Origin of the sequence: Acetivibrio clariflavus DSM 19732 (assembly GCF_000237085.1) — a bacterium.
GTDB lineage: Bacteria > Bacillota > Clostridia > Acetivibrionales > Acetivibrionaceae > Acetivibrio > Acetivibrio clariflavus.
In genome coordinates this window covers 520,808-537,780 of sequence record NC_016627.1, presented here as the reverse complement: position 1 = coordinate 537,780, position 16,973 = coordinate 520,808, and the positions used below count along the sequence as shown (strand labels likewise).

The 16,973-nt window shown below is 36.8% G+C and carries 9 protein-coding genes; 6 read left to right on the top strand and 3 right to left on the bottom strand.

Features of this window, described 5'->3' with window-relative positions; genetic code table 11:
* Positions 1-202: 202 nt before the first annotated feature.
* The 3 genes from CLOCL_RS02275 to CLOCL_RS02265 all read left to right on the top strand — a co-directional run bounded on the left by CLOCL_RS02275 (position 203) and on the right by CLOCL_RS02265 (position 6,865).
* The gene (locus tag CLOCL_RS02275) at positions 203-649 is read left to right on the top strand and encodes a hypothetical protein (RefSeq protein WP_014253824.1); all 447 of its coding nucleotides are present in this window, start codon (positions 203-205) and stop codon (positions 647-649) included.
* 318 nt (positions 650-967) lie between these two features.
* Positions 968-6,121, top strand: coding sequence for a dockerin type I domain-containing protein (locus tag CLOCL_RS02270; RefSeq protein ID WP_014253823.1), 5,154 nt, complete (start codon positions 968-970; stop codon positions 6,119-6,121).
* A 441-nt stretch (positions 6,122-6,562) separates the two neighbouring features.
* Entirely contained in the window at positions 6,563-6,865 is a 303-nt protein-coding gene (locus CLOCL_RS02265; RefSeq protein WP_014253822.1) for a hypothetical protein, read from the top strand.
* A gap of 90 nt (positions 6,866-6,955) precedes the next feature.
* Here CLOCL_RS02265 and CLOCL_RS02260 read toward each other — a convergent pair whose 3' ends face one another.
* The 3 genes from CLOCL_RS02260 to CLOCL_RS02250 all read right to left on the bottom strand — a co-directional run bounded on the left by CLOCL_RS02260 (position 6,956) and on the right by CLOCL_RS02250 (position 13,670).
* The gene (locus CLOCL_RS02260; RefSeq protein WP_014253821.1) at positions 6,956-9,925 is read right to left on the bottom strand and encodes a GH36-type glycosyl hydrolase domain-containing protein; all 2,970 of its coding nucleotides are present in this window, start codon (positions 9,923-9,925) and stop codon (positions 6,956-6,958) included.
* Positions 9,926-10,063: 138 nt separating this feature from the next.
* Entirely contained in the window at positions 10,064-12,499 is a 2,436-nt protein-coding gene (locus CLOCL_RS02255; protein ID WP_014253820.1) for a glycoside hydrolase family 94 protein, read from the bottom strand.
* A gap of 112 nt (positions 12,500-12,611) precedes the next feature.
* On the bottom strand, positions 12,612-13,670 hold the full coding sequence (locus tag CLOCL_RS02250) for a LacI family DNA-binding transcriptional regulator (protein WP_014253819.1): 1,059 nt from the start codon (positions 13,668-13,670) through the stop codon (positions 12,612-12,614).
* Positions 13,671-14,132: 462 nt separating this feature from the next.
* On the opposite strand from CLOCL_RS02250, the gene CLOCL_RS02245 reads away from it, so the two are divergent.
* From CLOCL_RS02245 to CLOCL_RS02235, 3 genes are all read left to right on the top strand, one after another.
* Positions 14,133-15,044: a hypothetical protein gene (locus CLOCL_RS02245; protein WP_014253818.1), complete on the top strand. Its 912-nt coding sequence runs from the start codon at positions 14,133-14,135 to the stop codon at positions 15,042-15,044.
* A gap of 498 nt (positions 15,045-15,542) precedes the next feature.
* Complete coding sequence (locus tag CLOCL_RS02240; protein ID WP_014253817.1) at positions 15,543-16,445, top strand: alpha/beta hydrolase; 903 nt, start codon at positions 15,543-15,545, stop codon at positions 16,443-16,445.
* A 71-nt stretch (positions 16,446-16,516) separates the two neighbouring features.
* On the top strand, positions 16,517-16,936 hold the full coding sequence (locus CLOCL_RS02235; protein ID WP_014253816.1) for a DUF3237 family protein: 420 nt from the start codon (positions 16,517-16,519) through the stop codon (positions 16,934-16,936).
* Positions 16,937-16,973 lie beyond the last annotated feature (37 nt).

Below are 16,973 nucleotides of genomic sequence, written 5' to 3'. Positions count from 1 at the left end.
GACATACTTGGCTTGTTTCTGTATAATCTTCGCTGTTTGCTAAAACATTTGATTACATATTTAACTCAAAATTATATGTTTAGCTTCATACTTACCTATTGTTGAAAAGGTTTCTGTAAATCTCAAAAAAATGTCATAAGTATGAAGCAGTATAATTGTTACTTACTGACGAAAAGTAAAAAAGAAAGCGAGTGATAATTTTATGAAGAAAACTAAGCTTTTTAAAATTTTAATATTATCTGCAATATCATTCTTTGCATTAATAAATATAACTTGGTTTTCTATTACTTATATTAAGTATAAACCATATGTTGATGTTATCCCCAAAAATTCATATGGCTTCCATGTTTTCACCGATGAAAACGGCTATAACTACAACGTAAAAAAACCTAATTATCTAAGTCTTACCGGTAATCTCGGTGTGACGAACAAAACCAATGAATTTGCACTAATAATCTGGCCTAAAATATTTGGAAAATATATATATGGTGTGAGAATTCAACAAGAGGAAGTTGTATATTCGATTTATGTTGATGAAAATTTAAAACCGATTTATTCCGGAAACGAGGAAATAAAAAATATTATTAATAAATACAAGCCTGAATTAGAAATACTATACAATAATGCAAAGAAAAAATGGAATTTATAATAGAAAGTAAAAAAATTACAATAAATTTATAAAAATCCAGCATTTTCGCCTGGATTTTTTTATTAATACCGTTATCCCTTTGTTGAAGCTTTGTGCCAAAATATGATATACTACTAATATACAATCACTTTAATACAAAATCCAATAAGCGTAATATACATCAATATCTATTTCTAATTCATAAGACACAATATTGTGATCTCCCAACAATACGCAATATCCTTTTTCTACAGAACCCACCTATATATAAAAGGCTATTTTCTAAGTTTGATACTACTTATTAATATATAATAAATAATTGCAAAGGAGAGAAAATTTATGTTTAAGAAAGCTATGGTAGTCATTGTTATTGTGACCATGCTAGTCTCAATTATGACATCAAGCTTTGCATCGGGTATTGAGGCATATCCAAAAAACGGCTTTCGTTTGGTTGCTCAAGATTCCGATTCAACAGGAATAGCAGTTGACAGTGAATTTCTTCTTGAAACAGAAAAGGACTATTCTCTTGAGGAAATTCGCAATGTTTTTTCTATTGACGGAGAACCGGCACCCATAATTGAGGAATTGGACAAAAATTTCTTCAGCATAAAGCTGGCCAGACCTCTTATGGAAAACAGTCTCTATACCTTTAGGATAAAAACGGATAAAGAGACTACCTGGATGTTCCAAACCCAATCAACCTTTAAAATAACCGGAACTCTTCCAGCAGAAAAATCGGTAAATGTACCTGTAAATACCGGCATAGAAATAAATTTCAGCCATGAAAACTTTACCGATTTTAAAGAACATTTCGAAATCACACCAACTGTCAAAGGAAAATTTGAAATCCACAAGAAAACCGCCGTATTTGTCCCTGAAAGACTTGAATATGATACCGTATACACCGTTAGAATAAAAAAGGGCATAAAACTTCAAGGCACAAACAGAGAACTAACGGAAGATTATGTTTTCTCCTTTGAGACAGAGAGTAAAAATGCAAATGCTACTCCCTCACCGGACGAAATTACTGCTAACATATACACCGGAAGATATCTCTATGACTTTGCATCGGATGAAATTCCTGAAGTATTGGTTACATATTCAATTCAAAACAGAAGATTAACACCTGTGGAAATAAAAGCCCAAATGAGCATTTATGCTTACAAAGATTTTGACTCCTTTTTTGACGCTGTTAAAGATAAAAACACCACACCTTATTGGGCTCGCAGCTACATTAAAAAATTCGTTCCCGTGGATAATTTGCAAAAAGTCCTCGATTTTGAGCAGGTTTTGAATGAAGATAATTCCAGAACCTATGGCCAAACCTATATAAAATTACCTCAGAAATTGCCAGAAGGATACTACATTCTCGATGGTACCTGGAAAGATGTAAGATTTCAAACCTTCCTCCAAATAACAAATACCGGGATATACATAGCTGAAAGTAATACCAAAACACTGGTATGGCTCAATGATCTATCCACGCAAAAACCAATTGAAGGTGCAAGTATTAGATTTGTGGGTTATGATAATGTTCAATATTCCGGAAATGACGGTGTAGCTTTCTTTGAAAGCATCGGTGTACCCGATCAGAACAATAACATAATCTTCGATCTCTATGCCTATAACCGATATAATAAATTCATGATAGTTACCACCAAAGAAGGCAAGTCTTCCGTTTTAGACTGCAGCAGCAATGTCTACTTTAATGAAAACAAATACTGGACCTATTTTTACACTGACAGAAATATGTATAAATCCGATGACACAGTTAATATTTGGGGATTTGTTAAAAATCGCTATTCTGATGAACCGATTGACTATTTAACACTGGAACTGAATTCAAACAGATATGACAATTCAACACCTATTATCAAGCAAACTTTGCAGTTAAATAATTCTTTCTTCGAAGCTTCAATTAATCTTCCCAACCTCCCTGAAGGTTATTACTATATTACTCTGAAAAAAGGCGATAAATTAATTATCAATCAATATTTAAGAATAAAAAACTATACCAAGCCGTCTTATAAACTGGAAATTACAAAGGACAAAGAAGCTATTTTTGTAGATGAACAAGCTACATTCAATATAAAAGCTGCTTTCTTCGAAGGAACCGGAGTATCCGATGTAAATATCACCTACTATGTAAATGCGTATCAATTAAACGGTAACATTGCATCTACAACAAAGAAAGCTGATTTAAAAGGAAATTTAAGTGTTCAATATTCCCCAACTGCAGGCGACAATGTTCAAGGTGTACGTACAGCCATTATCAATGCACGGGCCACATTGCCTGAAAGCGGACTAATTGATGCTTCAGACTACTTACAAGTATTTATAAACGATATAAATATCCAAGGCGATGCCAAAATTAAAGACGGCAAAGCTACTGTTACAGCCAAGGTTAATAAAATTGATCTTGAACGTATTAATAACGGAACTGCCGAGAACAGCTATGACTACCTTGGAGAGCCTGTGGCTAATCAAAAAATCAATGGTTCAATATATAAAAACACATGGATAAAAACAGAAACAGGCACCTATTATGACTATATAAATAAAACCACTTACAAGAGTTATTCATATAAATTGCAAAAAGAATTTATGGGTGACTTTTCGATGACAACTTCTTCCGACGGTACCGCATCCTACAGTTTTAATGCCCCGGAATTACAGGACGGTTATTACACTGTAGAAATATCAAGTATTGACAGAAACGGAAGAAAAATTTCCAATACTTTATATTGCGGCAAAGTTTATGACTATTCAATTTATAACAATCCAATATACACCCTTGAAGTAAATAAAGACTCCTACAGATTGGGAGAACGGGTCGATGTATCTTTCAAATACGGAGGGCAACCCCTTCCTGAAGGAAGTTACTTATACTTCAAAGCACAAAACGGTATATACGATTACGATACAGTAACTTCATCCTCTTACTCCTTCAACTTTAGTGAAGAAGATATTCCCAACACAGCAGTCTATGCAGTTTATTTCAATAGCAAGACCTATGTATTTCGTTCCATCAGTGTTAACTATGACATACAGGAAAAGAATCTCACAATCCAAGCTTCAACCGACAAAGACTTCTATAAACCAGGAGAAAATGTTACTGTCTACTTCAATATTAATGATCTTGACGGAAATCCTGTAAAATCGACAGTGAATATAAGTGTTGTTGACGAGGCTTTCTTCTATCTGCAAGATCAGAATGTCGATCTCTTAAAAACCTTATATACCTATGTAGGTTCCGGGGTATACTTTGAGGGCAGATCTCACACCCTGGAAAAAAATCAAGATTATTATGATTATAATGGCAGAGTACTGCTTCCTGCAGATGCAGCTTCCGGAGGCGGGAGCGGCGAAAACAAATCCGAACCTACTGTCAGAGAAGACTTTAAAGATACAGCAAAATTTATTACCATTCAAACCGATGATAAAGGAAGAGGTCAAGCTACCTTCAAACTCCCTGATAACATTACATCATGGAGAGTGACTTTATCTGCCATTTCAGAAGATTTACACGCTGGAAGCGACAAAACAAATATAATTGTTACTCTTCCATTCTTTATAAACTACAGCTTTAACACAACATACTTAGAAGGGGATAAACCGATCCTGGGTGTCAATGCTTATGGCAACGGGCTTGAGGAAAATGACGAGATTACCTTCGAGGTAATCAGTTCCGATGATTCCAACCCAAAATTAACTGTCAAAGGTAAAGCTTTCGAAAGGATTAACATTCCTCTTTGGACCTTGAAAGAAGGTCAGCAGGATATAATCATAAAGGCATATTCCGATAAAAGTTATTCCGATGCTGTAAAACATAGCTTCAATGTAGTAAAATCCTATTATCAGATTGAAAAAGCTGTATACTATGATGTAAAACCCAATATGACTATTACTAGCGGAAACTCCGGTTATACCAGCTTAGTATTCCAGGATAAGAGTTCAGGCATGTACTTAAGTGACCTATTAAGTTTAAGGTATAGCTACGGTAACAGAATAGACCAAATTGTATCCAATTATACTGCTTCCTCTTTGATTGAGGAATATTTCAAGGATGTGTACTCTGACTACGAATTACCAAAGCCTTCCCTTGCAGACTATCAAAAATCCAACGGAGGCCTTTCGCTATTACCTTACTCCGAGAGCGACCTCGAGCTAAGCGCCAAACTTACTTCTTTAGTGAAGAGCATGGTAAATACCAAACTTCTTAAAGATTACTTCTATAATAACCTCGGAAGTACAAGTGCCTCAGATAAAGTAAAAGCACTGTACGGACTCTCCGTCTTTAAAGAACCGGTATTGCTTGAACTTGAAGAAGTTGCAAAGATAGATAATTTGAGCGTAAAAGATCTTATATATTTGGCATTGGCTTACTGCGAACTTGGAGATGTTTCAACTGCAGAGTTAATTTACAAGAACCGTATTTATCCCAATATAGAAAAATTCGAGCCGTATTATAGGGTTAACGTAGAAAAAGACAAGGATGATATCCTTGAAGTAACCTCCTTATGTGCTTACCTTGCAGCTAAAATTAATGCTCCGGAAAGTGAAGGTTTATATGAGTACTGTCTCAGAAACTACACTAAGGATATTCTTATAGGTATAGAAAAGCTGATGTATATCTCAACTGTCCTGGAAAACCAGGAACCTAAAGAAGGTAAAATCACCTATTCTTTGGCAGGCGAAACCAAGACTGTTACAGTAAGTAACGGTTCATCCCATTGTATTTCGCTTTTACCTTCACAATTGGAAGATTTCAGGGTAGTTGACGTTGAAGGAATTGTGTCTGTAGTATCCATATTTAAGGAGGATGTGCTGGACATAAATAAAAAGGATGATGAAATATCAATTAAGAGAACTTATTATTACAGCAATGGTTTTCCTCTCACTTCAAATACTTTAAAACAGGGTGACATCATTAAAGTAAGACTTGAGTGGAATATCAGCAATACTGCCTTCGATGGTACATACATGATAACCGATTATCTGCCTTCCGGTTTAAAACCTTACAACTCATACTGGAACACCGAAGGCCAGATGATACGCTTTTATGCTTACAACCGTTCACCGGTCAGATATATTGAATACTATGCAAGGGTAATCAGTCCCGGAACTTATACTGCTCAAGGACCGATTATACAAGGATTGGCTTCAAGAGACAATATAAATATCGGTAAAACAGAAACAGTAACCATTGAGGCAACCGAACCGATACTGACCCCGGTTGAAGATTTACCGGAACCTACACCAACTCCTGTCGAAAACATCTTATACGGTGATGTTAACGGTGACAATGAGGTAAACTCAATTGACTTTGCATATATGAAAATGTATTTGCTTGGAATCACTAATAAGCTTCCTATGGACGCAAAATACGGCGACTTGAACGGTGACGGATATGTGGATTCCATTGATTTGGCACTGATTAAAATGTACTTGCTCGGTTATATCAAGAAATTCCCTGTTGAAAGCATGAATTAAAAAATTAAACAAGATTGAAAAACCGGCTGCAATGTTTAACCCTGATGCAGCCGGTCTTTTTGCTTTTTTTAGCCGGACTATACTCCGTTAATTTTTAGTATTTTATTCTTGAGATTTTAGAGGATTTTACTTCTGTTTGTAGAATATAACTATAAAATGTATAACTTCAAAAATTTATGTATCCCTTGTAATAGTGCCATTTGTCGTTTTGATGCTAAATCTTAAATAAAGACAAATCAGCCCCGGTCGACATAAATTCAGTCTCGCAAAAAAATATATACCTGACTTAGCATTATATTATTTATAAATATAAATAAAAATGCAGTATTATACATTTTATTCAAGTCTCATCAACATTTGCTTTACTGATATTTACTTAAAACCTATCAATCAAGGCAATAAATTATCTAGTTCAATAAACAGGATAAGGGGGAATAAAAAATGTTAAAAAAGAAGAAAAAATTCAAAGACATTTACAAAATCCCTGTTTTCCCGGGCGATCCCATTTTTGCACCAGCTGCCAAAGATGTATACAGAAAGGCTAAAGTTTTAGATTCGAAATTGAAAGACAATCATCAATTTTTTAGAATACAGTTTGAATCCACCGGAACTACCCACTATGTCTCGGCAGAATTATGTTATCGTGTTCTAAACGGAATAATTGTTCCTTTGGAAAAGCCGACAAACATGAAACAAAAATTTTGTATCTGGTTGGTTAGAAAATTCGGACTCATTGAAATGTGATTTATATAATTATTCAAAATATACCAATAGGCACATCCTAAAATCCTCTGGATGTGCCTATGATTTATACTATAAAATCACAACTTCGATTTATGAAAACAACACTTCCACATTGTGTTCCTTGTTATCATTAAACAATGGAACAAGATTGCCTTCAATCTCTTTGCCGTCAACAGAAATCTTTACATTTCCATCAGCACTACGGTAGAATCCTTTCGGCTTCTTTATAGTTATATTGTAAACAGCCTTGCCTGTATTGACGCTGTATGAAGTAGTCTGTTCTCCTTCCCTGATTATAGGGTCAATTATCAGACCTTGTGTTGTGTATTCAACTCCAAAAGCACTCATCAAAGTCAATGTAAGCCATGTAGAGGTACCGCTCAGCATAGGTCCTATATTTTCCCCGGTTTCACTGTTGTTATATTGTGTACAGAATCTTGGATTACCGGCTTTTTCGAAAGGATTGGACATAGTCCTGAACGGAGCCACCAAATCCACCATCCAATATGCCATGTTGGCAAGCCTTGCAGCAAGTTCCTTGCTCTTAACTGTCTTAGCAGCCTTAAACATAGCAGCAGTAGCCATCATTGTGGCATGTTTGAATACTCCTCCGTTTTCCCTGTCACCGGGAAAATAATGTCCTGTAGCTGTATCGTTTGCCACTCTGCCAAGGTCTGTCGGTGTAACCAGCTTAAGACCATAGGGAGTTTTCAAATATTTCTCTACTCTGTCCAGCATAATAGCAATCTGTTCCTCATCGGCACTATCGGAAAGAATGGACCAACTGAAGGAGTTCAGGAAGTATGAACCGTCAATTTCAGGGTCTGCCGACAAATTGTCCCCCTTGGCACCGAGATAAGTGAATTTTCCGTCTTTGAACCTATTGAACAATACCCTTGCGAAGAAGTCTTCCTTCCATGCGTGCTTCTGAATATTGTCAAACAACTTGGAAGACATCTTTTCAAGCTGTGCCTTGTACTCTGCATCTCCTTTTTCGCCGGAAAGCTGGATCATCTCGTCAATTGCCACTTTCAGCAAGAAGGCATTCATTACACTTTCAGAATAGTCGCTTTCAAAAGGTTCATCCGAATTTCCGCTTTTTGCAATCTGTTCCTTATACAGCTTCTCTTTGGTAATACCGTCTATGAAATCATTATCAAGCTTCAAGCAGTCATTCCAATCGGCATTGTCAAGAAGAGGCAAGCCGTGTTTTCCAATGGAAATTTGTGCTGAATATTTTATCAGTGCTTTAATTGTTTCATATACCGGTCTCTTAGCGGCAGGGTTTGTTCCTGCAACTTCAACTTCCTCATCTAAGAATTTTATATCCCCTGTTAGGCTGATATAACGATATACCGCTTGTACAAACCAAAGGGCGTCATCAGACCACTTGCCCGGTTCCTTACCTACCCAGAAGAAGTTATGGTAAGCATATCCGAATTCAAATATCATTGAGCACCATTCTTTAAGAAGCTGCTTTACAAAGTCTCCTTCGCCCATACTTACAAAATAGTACATGGAAGCATATAAGTCCTGTATCTCTCTAAAGCCGATTTCCCTATATCCTTTCTGGGTCTGGCAGAAGGACCTGGATACAAAAGTCTGATAAAGTACCTGGAAAGGAAGATTTTTATTGAAGTAAGTATTGAATTCCTCGTCTTCAGTTTTTAGCTGCATGAAGCTCGAATACCTTTCTGCAAACTTAATTACCTGTTCTAATGCCTTTTCAACTTCTCCAGCATTTGAGAACTTGTCAACGAGATTTGAAACCTCTTTTTTAAATACTTCTTCATTGAATGACGGATTGACTTTATTGGAAGAAAGTCCGGTGAAATTATCAAATACTGCAGTCTTTCCTGCACCCAATTTAACTTCGGAAGCTAATGCAAAGAATCCGGGGCCCTTACGATAAAAATGATTGCTGAGCTTGCTGATATTTTCAGGATCTTCCAAAGTACCGTTTCCGACAAATTCATTGTAATTTGCACAGAATTCCTTAGGGAATTCCAAGCTGTCGCCATTTCTCACCATCATTGTATGGAATCTCATATCTTCCCTGAAAGGTTCGGGATAATAGTCCGGAGTAATGGCAATTATTGAACCGTCATCTTTTCTCATTATGGATGACTGCATAATAACATTTGTATAAAGCACGTCTTCAAATATGGCATGAGTTGCAGGAGTACCGAACATACCAGTGTATACGAGTTTTATATTCCTTTCCTTGTCTGTCAGATTGGTAACTTCAATTCGCTGAACTTCTGTTGCCAAAGGCAAACCTTCAATCTGTGGAAGTATAAATATGGTTCTTTTTATTGAAAGACCGCACTTGGTTCTGTACTCGATAATAGTATGATTCTGAGAATGAGTACAGGTTGCACTTTCTATATTGCAGTCATTGGGATCTGCCGAATAGAAAATCTTTTTGTAGTTTTCAACCAGATAGAACTGGCGGTTTGCAGGAAATCCTCCCTCTTCCTGTCTCATATCCCAACGGGTTGCAAGTACCTGGGTTGCAGCATGGGACCTGAACGCTCCTCTTCCAAGCCTGTCAACAACACTCTTGGGAGTTGTCTGAAGGGCATGGTCAAAACCTATCCTGTTTCCCATGAGAAGGTTCACATAGAAGTGGGGTCCCGGTGCAGGAGTGCGTAAATCTATAACATGTTCACCCTTGTCGTTTAAATGTCCTGCCCAGTTGCTCACATTTGAAAGAAGTGTTTCAATTTTCTGCTTTATTTCTGCCGGCACTTCAATTTTTTGTATCTCTCCGTTGGCACTCTTATATACTGAAACACTTCCATTGCTCTCAATTTCAACCATTACTGATGCACCGTTTTCTGCCTGGGTAAGAAGGTATTCCGATACATCTCTGCTCTTTAAAAGCTGCAATACGGCAGGCACTTTAAAGGGCAGACCGGACACTCCGATTACACTCTTAAAAGTAGTGTCTGTAAACATAGCGTCCACTTTTGAATTTTCATTTAAGCTCTTAAAACTATTTCTCAATACCGCTTCAGGAGTTGTTTTAACTCCTCTGGCAACTAATTTTTCCAACATGTAAACCCTCCTTTTTAACCACGGGTATAAAACTAAAACCGCATAAGCGGTTTTAGTTTCCCCATAAATTAAGCTTTAGAGTATTAAACCTTTCCGTTTTTCCTTTACTTCATTTAAAAAATGGTAACTTGTTTTGAATTAACCCATTATAACTTCCACTTTATGCTCTTTTCCGTCACCGAATACCGGAATAATGTTTCCTTCAATTTCTTTGCCGTCTACTGTAACTTTCTTAACACCCTTAGAAACATGGTCAGGATTCTTCACTTCTATTACATAGGTTGCTCCTCTGAACAATCTTGAAACAGTGTAGCCATCCCAATCTTTCGGAATGCATGGATCAATCTTCAATCCGTCATAATCCGGTTTAACACCTAAAATCCACTGAGAAATTGCCACAAAGTTCCACGCAGCTGTTCCCGTTAACCATGAGTTCTTAGCTTCACCCATGCGTCTTGCATCTTTTCCGCCTATCATCTGTGCATAAACGTATGGTTCAGTCTTGTGAATATCACTGATTTCCTCTACATAGGCAGGAGCTATCTTTTTATAGTATTCAAAAGCCATGTCTCCTCTTCCTACAACAGTCTCAGCACAAATTATCCATGCGTTGTTATGGCAGAATATTCCTGCATTTTCTTTATATCCCGGCGGATATGTGGAAATTTCACCGTATTCTATATAATATTTTGTAAAGGCAGGATTATTAAGCACTATTCCGTATGGAGTATCGAGATATTTTTTAACGGAATCCAATGCTTTTACTGCTTTTCCGTCATCAAGGCCTATTCCTGCCATTACGCAGAAGCCCTGAGATTCAATAAATATCTTACCTTCTTCGTTTTCATTGCTTCCTACTTTTCTACCGAAGTCGTCATACGCTCTTAAGAACCATTCTCCATCGTATCCATGTTTGATAATAGCTTCTTTCATATCTTCAATAGCTTTCTCTGCTTTCTTTGCTTCCTCTTCCTCGCCCATGTATCTGCACAATTTAACATAGTCAGGACCGGTATATACAAACATGCCGGCGATCATAACCGACTCTGCAACCTTTCCGTCCTTGCTTGTAGTGGTCTGGAAAGATTCATCCGGTGTAGATGAGAAACAGTTCAGGTTGAGGCAGTCATTCCAGTCTGCTCTTCCTATTAACGGTAATCCGTGAGGTCCGAGATTATTGGTTACATGATTGAAGGAACGTTTCAAGTGGTCAAAGAAGGTATCTGCCTTGCTCATATCATTGTCATAAGGCACCATTTCATTAAGTATACTATAATCACCGGTCTCTTTGATATATGCAGCAGCAGCAATAATCAACCACAACGGGTCGTCATTGAAGTTACCTCCGATTTCATTGTTACCTCTCTTTGTAAGCGGTTGATACTGGTGATATGCACCACCGTCCTCAAGCTGCGTTGCAGCAAGGTCCAAAAGTCTTTCTCTTGCTCTTTCGGGTATTTGATGAACAAATCCCAGCAAGTCCTGATTTGAATCTCTGAAGCCCATACCTCTTCCTATACCGGATTCAAAGTAAGACGCACTTCTTGACATATTGAAGGTAACCATACACTGATACTGGTTCCAGATGTTTACCATACGGTCAAGTTTTTCATCATGACTCTTTATTGTATATTGTGAAAGCAGAGAATTCCAGTATTCTTTAAACTCACTGAATGCCTTGTCCACATCTGCCACTGTTTTAAACTTGTCAATCATTTCTTTGGCTTTCTTCTTGTTAATTACATTCTTGGCTTCCCACTTGTCATCGGGATTGTTTTCAACATAACCCAATATGAATACCAGTTCTTTCTTTTCTCCTGCTTTTAATTCGATATCTATAGAGTGGGATGCTACCGGAGCCCATCCGTCGGCAACGGAATTGTTTGATTTTCCTGCAACCACTGCCTTTGGTGCATCAAATCCGTTGTACAGTCCTATGAAGCTGTCTCTGTCACTGTCAAATCCTGTAATAGGAACATTTACTGAATAGAAAGCATAGTGATTTCTACGCTCTCTGTACTCTGTCTTGTGATATATAACCGAACCTTCCACTTCAACTTCTCCTGTACTGAAGTTTCTTTGGAAGTTGGTCATATCGTCCTGAGCATTCCACAAGCACCATTCAATGAAGGAAAAGAGAGTTATTTTCTTAGTATCATTTCCTTCGTTTGTAATTATTACTTTTTGAACTTCCCCATTGTAATTGAGCGGTACAAAGAATGTTACTTCAGCTTTTATACCGTTTCTCTTACCGGTTATCTTTGTATATCCGAGACCGTGTCTGCACTCATAGCTGTCAAGTTCTTTTTTTACCGGTGACCACCCCGGTGACCAGTAATCACCGTTGTCATATATGTAGAAATAACGTCCGCCCATATCGATTGGGACATTGTTATATCTATATCTTGTTATACGTCTTAATCTGGCATCTCTATAGAAAGCATATCCACCTGCTGTATTTGAGATAATGGAGAAGAATTCCTGGGTTCCAAGATAGTTTATCCATGGGTATGGAGTGGTTGGAGTAGTTATAACGTACTCTTTGTTTAAATCATCAAAATAACCAAATTTCATTTTTTAGCCCCCTTATATTTTAATTCTTTATTTGATTCTTAAAACGGACTGTTTTATTTGTGCTTCAAAGGACTATATCCCTCCAACTTACATAATTATCCTTTAAAACACCTTATTTATCAGTTCTTCTTGGTGCACATGTATCCCTGTTAATAAATTCTACGGGATATGTAAAATTACTAAATGTTTTCGTGCCATGCTCAATATTGTTTATAAGTGCCTCCGTCGCACGTGTAACCATATCATAAACCGGCACTTTTACTGTCGATAACGCAGGTTTAACATGCGAAGCCATTGGTATATTATCAAATCCTATAATCGATATATCCTCAGGTACTCTTATACCTTCATCCATGAATACTTCCATGGCAGCAATGGCCATATCGTCATTACATGCAAATAATGCAGTGGGAAGTTTTTTAGAATGGATAAGCTTCTTTACTTCATCGTAGGCATTTTTCTTCAGAAACTCTCCCTTTAATATAAACTCAGGTTTTACTTCTATACCGTTTTCCTTGAGAACATATTCGTAAGCTCTATAGCGCTCTTTCCCCGAGTATGTACCCATTCGGCCCGTTATAATTCCGATATCCCTGTGTCCTAACTTGATCAAGTGATTGAGTGCCTCAACCGTTCCCTCAAAATCGGCAGAATTGACAACAATCACTCCGGAATTATTCAACTTATTCTTCTCTATTTCCCTAACGTCATAATCTACAATTCCTATCGGATACCCCAACTTTGCGATTTTTTTGATTGCATCCGAATCTTTCTCATTTCCGACTAAAATTCCTCCGCTTATCCTTTTTTGCATAAAGGACTGGCTAATTTTAGCATAATCCTTGCCAGAATATATGGTATGAACTAAAACATAGTAACCGACTGTATTTGCCGCATCAACTACTGTATTGATAAAAGTGGAATAGTATGCACTTTGATAAATTTTGCTCGGTCCATCGTTTTCAGATATGCTTATTACAAATAGTCCTATAGTGTTGTTGGATTTGCCTGCAAGTATTCGCGCTGAAGTATTAGGTTCATAATTATATTCCTCAATAATTTTCAAAACCTTTGCCCGGGTTTCTTCTGGAACATTAGGATAGTTGTTGATGACTCTTGACACTGTACTTCTGGACACTCCAGCCAACCGAGCAATATCCTCACTCTTCATATCCACCCCCATGAACGCGCGTTTACTATAACATTATACATGGGTTTATTTTATTATTCAAGAGGGCAATTCCCTTATTTTTTTGTACTTTTAGATAAAAATTTTCACTAAACAATTTCTACATCAGCATTGCGATATTTAACAATTTTTTTCGTGCCAGAACATATCGTTTTTAAACTCGCTAATAAAGCTGTTAAAGGCTACTAACGACGGTTAAAGCCGCATATTGAACTTTTTATGTACTAATGTTATCATAATATTGACAGTTATTTTTATGGTTGCCAATTTACACAATAGCAATATTACAATTTACACAAGTCCTAGAATGCTTTGAAAACTCATATTTGAACTATCTATTCAGCATCAGACAGACCTCAGACAAAGATGTTACGGTCAGTCATATTTTATTGCACAATTTCCGCTTCTCTAAAGGTCAACAAAATATAGATTGGGAGGATAATAATGAGTATTTATTTTCATATACCCAGTTTTGCGGAAAATTTTGAGCTAAATATACTTCTTTATGAAGTAATGAAAATGAAACCTGAATATTTCTATGATGATATAAAGATAGGCTCGGTTTATGGCACATTCCCATCCTCGCTGTGGAATGGCGGCCGCACTTTCCAGGGAAGAATGGACCGCAATTTTATGAAAGAAATTATTAAGCAGTTCAATCAACGAGGCATACCCATCCGTTTTACATTCAGCAATCCTCATATAAAGGAAGAACACTTAAACGATTCCTACTGCAACATGTGCCTTAAAATGGCCAATAATGGAATGAATGAAGTTATAGTAGTTTCTCCTGTATTGGAAGCATATATAAGAGAAAAATATCCCGAATATAAAATAATAAGTTCGACTTGCAAACAAATCAGGGACCTGGAAACTTTAACGAAAGAACTGGAACAGGATTACAGTCTTGTGGTATTAGACTATAACTGGAACAACAGATTTGAAGACCTTGAAAAAATTCCTTCAAAAGAGCGCTGTGAACTTCTTATAAATCCCTGCTGTATACCCAATTGTCCTCGGAGGAAAGAACATTATGACTATATTGGCAGATACCATCTTGCCCTTTCAGAGCATCTGAAAAAGTACCCAAACAGACCCTTTGAATTTGAGCCTTATTATTGCGAATATATAACCCCATATTTTTACCAAACCACGAAACATCGTACACATATTAAGCCAAAAGACATATATGAAAAGTACGTTCCTATGGGCTTTAAAAATTTCAAAATTGAAGGACGTTCTCTACCCCATTTCAGTGTTCTGGAAAGTTATATCTATTACATGGTTAAACCCGAATACAAGGATGAGGCACGCCTGTTCATGCTGCTGAGTAAAATAGAGTATGTAAAAAGCTAATTTTGAAGTTTTTAACGGAAGTATAAAATAATGACAGCATTCCTTTTCAAGTTTTTATTTACAATAGCAAAGGTGACAATCAGAACTGACAATTCAATTTAGTAAGTAGTCCTCCTTGGCATATATAACCAATAAAATGCTAAGGAGGAATGTTTTTTTGACTTGTACTTTTACCCTTACGACAAAAAGCTTGTCATTTTTATTGCAAAATAATAAAATAGAAAAGAGAATAAAATTTCTGCTTTTCAAGGTTTACATTCGCACAAATCATTTTTACATCTTTCATAAGCAACGATAGTTTTTATCAGAATTACAACCAAAAATGAGTGGCGGATTCAAAAAGCCGGAAGTAAAGTTATTCCCGCTTTAATATGGTAGTATCTTTTACAGCATATTTTTTTTATTTTTTGAAGAAAAATATTTATAATGAAAGAGAAATGCATTGCGAAATCCAAAGTAAAATTAAACTTATAAAAAACGATAGGAAAGGTGCTAAAGATGGATATAAGAGAAGCGAAGATTGCTGCTAATGAAACGCCTGAAGGAACACAGGTTTTATTTGCTGAATTTTCCGGTGAGGGAATGTATTTTTCATGTACATATCTCCATGATGTGGTTTACGCCAGGTATGGCAATATCGAAAGGAAACTGCAAATAATAAAACCCTACGAGGCTAGACTAAAATTTCCCCTTATAGTTTATGTCCAAGGTTCTGCATGGGGAAAACAGGATCTGTATTCTGCCATTCCCAATCTATCCCACATTGCTTCAAAGGGATATGTAATAGCAAGTGTTGAAATGAGAAACACCGACATAGCAAAATTCCCGGCGGCTTTGGAAGATGTTAAGTGTGCCATTAGATTTATGCGCGAAAATGCGGACACCTACGGAATTGACCCGGATAAAGTCGCCGTTTGGGGAGACTCATCCGGCGGACATCTTGCATTAATGACCGGACTTACCGCAGGAGAGTACAACAACGGACTTTACAAAGACCAATCCGATGAAGTAACCGCAGTGGTAGATTATTTCGGGGTCACAAATTTGCTGACATTAGGCAAATACAATGACGCTATTGACCATGATTCTGCAGATTGTCCGGAAGCTTTATTTATTGGAGGAAAAATAGCCGACAATATTGAATTGGCAAAGAAAGCAAGTCCTATATACATGGACTTGGATAAAAAACTTCCGCCATTTCTCATTATACATGGGGATGAGGATAATGTTGTCCATGTCAATCAAAGTATTGAAATGTATAAGGCTTTAAAAAAGCATAACCAGAAGGTTTTCTTCTATAAGGTTATTGGTGCCGGACATGGTCCGGGTATATGGAGTTCCCAGGTTCTCACTCTTACAGAAAAGTTTTTGGCTGCTCATTTAAAACGCCCCAATATTTGATGATTTCATTTTACCATTCTATATAGCAGTACGAAAGAGCAATACCAATTAATAAATTGAGGAGTGATAGGATGAATTTCGAAGAAGTATTGACAGTGAACGTAAAAATTGAAAGTGCATTTGACGTAAAAAATGACAACGGAGATTCCGCTGTAATGATTTTGTTTACAGGAGATGCTACAGGTAAATATTTTGAAGGAAATATACTTCCCGGCGGTGTGGATACTCAAATCATTGGAAAGTCCGGTTATAAACACACTTTATCGGCAAGATATATGATTGAAGGCAGAGACCATACCGGAGAAAACTGCAGAATATTCATTGAGAACAACGGCAATTTTGGCAATGCTCCCGAGGGTGTCCTGTTCAGAACATATCCTAAAATAATTACAGACAGCGAAGCATTGGATTTTTTGAATCATGCTTTATTAGTGGGTGAAGGCTATCCTGCAGAAAACGGGGTAATAATTAAAATATTCAGAGCTTTATAACGGCATAGTCAATGATTATTATAAATATTTCACATAT

Coding starts and splice junctions, on each gene's coding strand:
- CLOCL_RS02275 (WP_014253824.1), top strand. CDS start 203: ATGAAGAAAACTAAGCTTTTTAAAATTTTAATATTATCTGCAATATCA.
- CLOCL_RS02270 (WP_014253823.1), top strand. CDS start 968: ATGTTTAAGAAAGCTATGGTAGTCATTGTTATTGTGACCATGCTAGTC.
- CLOCL_RS02265 (WP_014253822.1), top strand. CDS start 6,563: ATGTTAAAAAAGAAGAAAAAATTCAAAGACATTTACAAAATCCCTGTT.
- CLOCL_RS02260 (WP_014253821.1), bottom strand. CDS start 9,925: ATGTTGGAAAAATTAGTTGCCAGAGGAGTTAAAACAACTCCTGAAGCG.
- CLOCL_RS02255 (WP_014253820.1), bottom strand. CDS start 12,499: ATGAAATTTGGTTATTTTGATGATTTAAACAAAGAGTACGTTATAACT.
- CLOCL_RS02250 (WP_014253819.1), bottom strand. CDS start 13,670: ATGAAGAGTGAGGATATTGCTCGGTTGGCTGGAGTGTCCAGAAGTACA.
- CLOCL_RS02245 (WP_014253818.1), top strand. CDS start 14,133: ATGAGTATTTATTTTCATATACCCAGTTTTGCGGAAAATTTTGAGCTA.
- CLOCL_RS02240 (WP_014253817.1), top strand. CDS start 15,543: ATGGATATAAGAGAAGCGAAGATTGCTGCTAATGAAACGCCTGAAGGA.
- CLOCL_RS02235 (WP_014253816.1), top strand. CDS start 16,517: ATGAATTTCGAAGAAGTATTGACAGTGAACGTAAAAATTGAAAGTGCA.